The sequence below is a fragment of the Pseudomonas sp. P135 genome (genome assembly GCF_020312125.1).
Classification (GTDB): Bacteria; Pseudomonadota; Gammaproteobacteria; order Pseudomonadales; family Pseudomonadaceae; genus Aquipseudomonas; species Aquipseudomonas fragariae.
Window position 1 is genome coordinate 1 of the sequence record NZ_JAGPYR010000059.1, and the last position, 476, is coordinate 476.

At 46.2% G+C, this 476-nt stretch carries 1 rRNA gene; it reads right to left on the reverse strand.

From position 1 onward, the window contains the following. A 23S ribosomal RNA gene (locus tag KBY08_RS26295) occupies positions 1–295 on the reverse strand; the annotation flags it as partial. Between the last annotated feature and the right edge of the window lie 181 nt (positions 296–476).

Below are 476 nucleotides of genomic sequence, written 5' to 3' on the forward strand. Positions count from 1 at the left end.
GTTCCGCTAATCTCAATACAACTTAAGGGCTGGTCCCCGTTCGCTCGCCACTACTAAGGGAATCTCGGTTGATTTCTTTTCCTCAGGGTACTTAGATGTTTCAGTTCCCCTGGTTCGCCTCTTGCACCTATGTATTCAGTACAAGATAACCATCTTATGATGGCTGGGTTCCCCCATTCAGACATCTCCGGATCACAGTCTGTTTGCCGACTCCCCGAAGCTTTTCGCAGGCTACCACGTCTTTCATCGCCTCTGACTGCCAAGGCATCCACCGTATGCGCTTCTTCACTTGACCATATAACCCCAAGCAATCTGGTTATACTGTGAAGACGACATTCGCCGAAAGTTTGCATTTCACAAACTTTACCTTAGCCCGGACACGCACCAGTGAAAGAGGTGCCCGGTCTATATTTCTTTCTATCACATACCCAAATTTTTAAAGAACGATCTAATCAAAGACTAGAAATCAACATTCA